General features: G+C 74.3%; 5 protein-coding genes. 1 reads left to right on the forward strand and 4 read right to left on the reverse strand.

The genetic code is table 11. The annotated features are described in order from the left end of the window. The 3 genes from QM582_RS11395 to mvk all read right to left on the reverse strand — a co-directional run. On the reverse strand, positions 1 to 977 hold a 977-nt coding region (locus QM582_RS11395), incomplete at its 3' end, for a phosphomevalonate kinase (protein WP_415084484.1). Next, entirely contained in the window at positions 974 to 1,960 is a 987-nt protein-coding gene (mvaD, locus tag QM582_RS11400; RefSeq protein ID WP_415084486.1) for a diphosphomevalonate decarboxylase, read from the reverse strand. The genes QM582_RS11395 and mvaD, both read right to left, overlap by 4 nt. Beyond that, complete coding sequence (mvk, locus tag QM582_RS11405) at positions 1,957 to 2,958, reverse strand: mevalonate kinase (protein WP_415084488.1); 1,002 nt, start codon at positions 2,956 to 2,958, stop codon at positions 1,957 to 1,959. The genes mvaD and mvk overlap by 4 nt, the downstream gene beginning before the upstream one ends. A gap of 125 nt (positions 2,959 to 3,083) precedes the next feature. On the opposite strand from mvk, the gene QM582_RS11410 reads away from it, so the two are divergent. Further along, on the forward strand, positions 3,084 to 3,878 hold the full coding sequence (locus QM582_RS11410) for a FadR/GntR family transcriptional regulator (RefSeq protein ID WP_415084490.1): 795 nt from the start codon (positions 3,084 to 3,086) through the stop codon (positions 3,876 to 3,878). Here the strand turns inward: QM582_RS11410 and QM582_RS11415 are convergent. Further along, a partial coding sequence (locus QM582_RS11415) for a WS/DGAT domain-containing protein (protein ID WP_415084492.1) occupies positions 3,818 to 4,602 on the reverse strand: 785 nt, incomplete at its 5' end. The two genes, QM582_RS11410 and QM582_RS11415, sit on opposite strands and share 61 nt — an antisense overlap.

Consider the following 4,602-nt stretch of genomic DNA (forward strand, 5'->3'; position numbering starts at 1 on the left):
ACGATGCCGCAGTCGCCGCCCCCGGCGCCGGACGGCTTGCCGGCGGCGCCGCAGCGTTCGGCCGCGTCGCACAAGGCCCGCAGCGCCGGCGTCTCGATCACGATGCCGCTGAGCTCGCCGAGCTCTTGCAGCACCCGGCGGGCGGTCCGCAGGCAACCGAGGGTGGCTGCCGCGTCGTCGGCCTGCAGCGCCCGCTCCAGGGCCTGCACGTTGCGGCCGCTGGCCCGCAGGATGCGTCCGTAGGCCGCCGACCGGTCGTCGCGTCCGTGCCGGACGCCGTCGACGAGTCGTTCGGTGGAGGCCGGCGTGCCGGTCCAGCCGACCAGCAGTTCCAGGGTGCTGGGCGGGGCCAGCCGGATGGTCCGGTAGTGCGCCCAGGCGGGGGAGTTCACGGTGGCGGAGACGCCCGAACGGGTCAGTTCGGCGCGCAGCGCCGCCCGGTCGGGCGCGGTGTAGCCCACCCAGCCGCCGAAGGTGCAGGCGGCCAGGTCGCCGCCGGAGGCGTTGGGGCTGACCTGGACGGTGGCCAGCAGCGCCAGCTTGAACCGTTCGGTGCGGCTCAGCGCGAGCCGGTAGAACTCGTCCAGCGCGGCGATCACCGCCACCGTCACCGCGGCCGACGAGCCGAGCCCGAATTTGCGGCCCTGGGCGTCGTCGAGTTCGCTGCTGATCTGCAGGTCGAAGTAGCGCGGCGGGATGCCCAGCTCGTCCCGCAGCCGCTCCACCAGGGCCAGGGCGCTGAGCACGTAGTCGGACGGCCGATGCTCGACGACGACACCGACCCCGTCGGCCGCCCGGGTCCATTCCAGCGGGGCCGGGCCGTACTCGCCGGAGCGGATCCGGCCGATGCCGGTGCTCTCGGTCAGTTCGACCGACAGATAGCGGTCGACGGCGATCAGCACCGCCGGTTCGCCGGGCTCGACGACGGCGTACTCGCCGGCCACGAACAACTTGCCGGGCGCGCGGGTGGTGATCATCCGGCGGCTCCGCGGGTCGGCCCCACCGCGTCGGCGATCAGGGTGGCGCCGGGGCCGGGACCGACCACCCTCGCCTCGCCCAGGACGGCCAGCTCGTCCGCCACCTGGGCGGCGTCGTCGGGCTTGGCGATGACCACCACGTTCGGTCCGGCGTCCGCGGTCGCGTAGCACTCGAGGCCTGCGGCGCGGAGCTCCTCGACCCGGTCGAACGCGGCGATGCTGGCGGGTTTGAGGTACCGGATCGGCGGATCGGCGGACTGGATCAGCGCGTGCATCCGCAGCGCGTGCAGTTCGGTGAGCAGGCCCAGCGCGGTGAAGTCGCCGGCCCGGCAGGCCGCCAGCGCCTCTTCCAGGGTGGACGCCGTCGAGGTGACCCAGCCGGTGTAGAACGGGGAGGTCGCGGCGGTGCGCACCATCGCCTCCCGGCTGGACACCCGCTTCGCGGAGCGGTCCAGGGTGAGGATCACCATCCGCAGCTCGGGGCCGTCCACACCCTCGGCGTAGGACTGGGCGTCGTCGCCGGCGTGCCAGACCGCCAGCCCGGCGACGATGGAGCGGGCCGCCGATCCGGACCCGCGCCGGGCCAGCCGGCTCAACGCGGACGCGTCGAGGTCCAGCCCGTAGGCGGCGGACGCGGCGACGGCGAGCGCGGCGAACCCGGCGGCCGAGGAGGCCAGTCCGGCGTCGGTGGGAATCTCACTGAGCGAGTCGACCCGGGCGTGACTGGTGGATCCGGCGAGCTCGCGGACCACGTCCAGGAAGCGGGTCACCCGCTGGGTGGGGACCTCCGCGCCGGGTGCCCCGTTGAGGGTGAAGCTGTCGGTCGCGGCGTCCGGGTCGAGGCGGACGGTGGTGGTGGTCGGGAAGGCGTCCAGGGTCAGCGACAGGCTGCCGGCCGCCGGGAGGATGAGCCGGGCGTCCCGTTTGCCCCAGTACTTCACCAGAGCGATGTTCGGGAAGGCGCGTGCAGTCGCCTCACTCATGCCGTTCCTTCCAGGATGGTCGTCCAGGTTCCGCGGGCTCCGGCCGTTCGGAGCCCCTCCTGCACCCTAGTGATGTCGTCGGCCCCGCAGAGGACCAGAATGCAGCCGCCGAGACCGCCGCCGGTCAGTTTGGCGCCCAGCGCGCCCGCCCGGCGGGCCGCGTCGACCAGCCGGTCCAGGCCGTCGGAGCCGACACCGAGCCGGTTCAACGCCGCGTGGGCCTCGTCCATAACGGCGCCGAGCGCCACCGCGTCGCCCCGCTGGAGCGCGTCGACGGCCACCCGGGTCAGCTCGGACAGCCGGTTGACCAGGCCGTTCACCACGGCCGGCTGCTCGCCGCGCAGGGTTCGGACGCCGCCGACGGCCGTCGCGGTCGAACTCGGCACGCCGGTGTCGGCGACCACGAAGACGAAACGGCCGCCGACCTCCAGCGGTGCGATGGCGCCCTGCTCGAACAGGATCGGCACATTCGACAGCACGGCGGCGGTGTCGATGCCGCTGGCCTTGCCGTGGGCGATCATCTCGGACTGCTGGACCAGTTCGGTGCGCTCGGCCAGCCCCAACGGCACCCCGGACGCCGCCGCGACGGCGTCCACCACGGCGGCGGCGACCGCGGCGCTGGAGCCGAGGCCGCGTTGCATCGGGATCTCGCTGATCAGTCGGAGCCGTCCGGTCAGCTGGTGCGGCTCGATCGGGTCCGGACGCCCGTTCGCTGCGGTGACCCGGTCGACGGCCTGCCGCCAGGCGGTGACCACCGGCGCGATCGCCGGGGGTGCGTCGTCCACGCTGCCGTGGTGCAGATCGCAGTCCAAGGCCCATGGTCCACCGGCGTGGAGTTCTGCCCGAGTGGCCAGGCCGTGCACGGGCAGCGCGATCGCCGGGGCTCCGTAGACGACGGCGTGCTCGCCGATCAGGATCGTCTTGGCGTGCGCAGTGCCGACGCCCACCGGTGCTGGCGCGGCGCCGTCGCCACGCGGCGAAGGGTGGGGGGTAGTCACGATTTCTCCATGGGTAACGACGCGATCATAGATGCGGACCTGCCGGTCGCGGAACATCGCCGGTGCCGGGTACCCCCAGTTTTGGGGAGCTTTCCGGGCGCCCGGAGCCGATCATCATGGGTGGCATGCATCAGATCCGTCGCGCCGCGACCGGCGCCGGCGGATCGGCGTCCGAGGCCGGCGCGGGCTTCGGCCAGGGGCCGCGGCAGGTGCGCTGGGCCACCCAGCTGACCCGGGAGACCCGTTCGCTGCGGGTGTTGCGGATGCTGCAGGACGAGATCGTCTCCGGGCGCTGGCCGCAGGGCAGCCAGATTCCCGTCGAGGCCGAACTGACCGCGTGGCTCGCGGTCAGCCGCTCCACCGTCCGCGAGGCGGTCAGCACGCTGGTGCATCTCGGCATGCTGGAGCCGCGACCCTCGCAAGGCACCTTCGTCCGGGAACGCTCGGCGTTGCCGGCGGCGCTGTCGGAGTTCACCGTGCACTACGACCTGGAGCAGCTCCGGCCGCTGCTGCGCTCGCTGGAAGCCGAGATCTGCATCGCCGCCGCGGCCGATCCCAGCCAGGCCGAGCTCGACCAGCTCGGCGACCTGGAGCGCCGGGGCCGAGACGGCGAACGCGCCGCGGTGCGCGACTTCCACGGCCTGTTGGCCGCGATGGCCGGCAATCCGCTGCTCAGCGACCTGCGCGCCGGCCTGGAGGGACGGCTCCGGTTCTCCGGCGCCGTCCGCGAGCCCGCCTGCGCCGCGGGTCACCGCGCGATCCTGGACGCGGTCGCCGCCGGCGATCCGGCTGCCGCTCGGGCGGCGTCCGAACGGCACACCGAACTCCGGGTGCCGCCGGCCGACCCGGTTCTCTCCGGTCAATCCCCGGACGCCAGCCGTTCCAGCGCCGACCGCAACGCCTCGGCCAGCGCGTCCTGAACGTCCCAGACTGCCCGGTCCAGGCGGGCGGTCACCCGGAGTCGCCCGGCATAGCTGGCCGCCGCGAACACCACCGTCACATTGCCCAGGATGGGGCTGATCGGCGTCAGCGAACGCACCCGGGTGCCGAGCACAACCAGCGGCTGCTCCGGTCCGCGCAGATTGCTGACCAGCGTGGTGATGGCGCGCTGGCGTTCGAAGAGCGGCCGGTACCAGCCCAGCCGACCCAGGGCGGTCAGCGTCGCCGACAGGGCCGTCGAGCCGAACGGGGCCCGGGCCAGCCGCTTGCGCCGGCGGGTCCGGGCGGCGATGCGCCCGAGCAGCTGGGTGTCGGTCTCGCCGTCACGCCGCTCCGGGACACACGCCAGGAAGCCGCCCACCCGGTTCCGGCTCGGCCCGTCCGCCGGACTGGTGGTGGTCGGCACGCTCACCACGACGCGGCGCAACCGCTCGCCGCGGCCGGCGGCGGCCGCCCGCAGGGCTTCGGACGCCGCGAGCAGCAACAGGTCGTTGATCGTCGCCCCGGCTCGACGGGCGGTGGCGCGCAGCGCCTCCAGGTCCACCTCGGCGGTGACCAGCCGGAAGCCGGAGCTCAGCGGGGTCAGTAGCGATGTCGCCGATGACCCCCGGGTGAGCGTCGCCAACGCACCCACCGGCGCCCGCCAGGCCCGCGGCGGCTGCGGGGCCGGCCGGGACGCGGCCGGGTCGTCGCCGAGCAGGGCGC

This window comes from Micropruina sp., assembly GCF_047607385.1.
Lineage (GTDB): Bacteria > Actinomycetota > Actinomycetes > Propionibacteriales > Propionibacteriaceae > Micropruina.

Excerpts from the sequence above, each read along its gene's own strand:
- mvaD (WP_415084486.1), bottom strand. The coding sequence starts at position 1,960 with ATGAGTGAGGCGACTGCACGCGCCTTCCCGAACATCGCTCTGGTGAAG.
- QM582_RS11410 (WP_415084490.1), top strand. The coding sequence starts at position 3,084 with ATGCATCAGATCCGTCGCGCCGCGACCGGCGCCGGCGGATCGGCGTCC.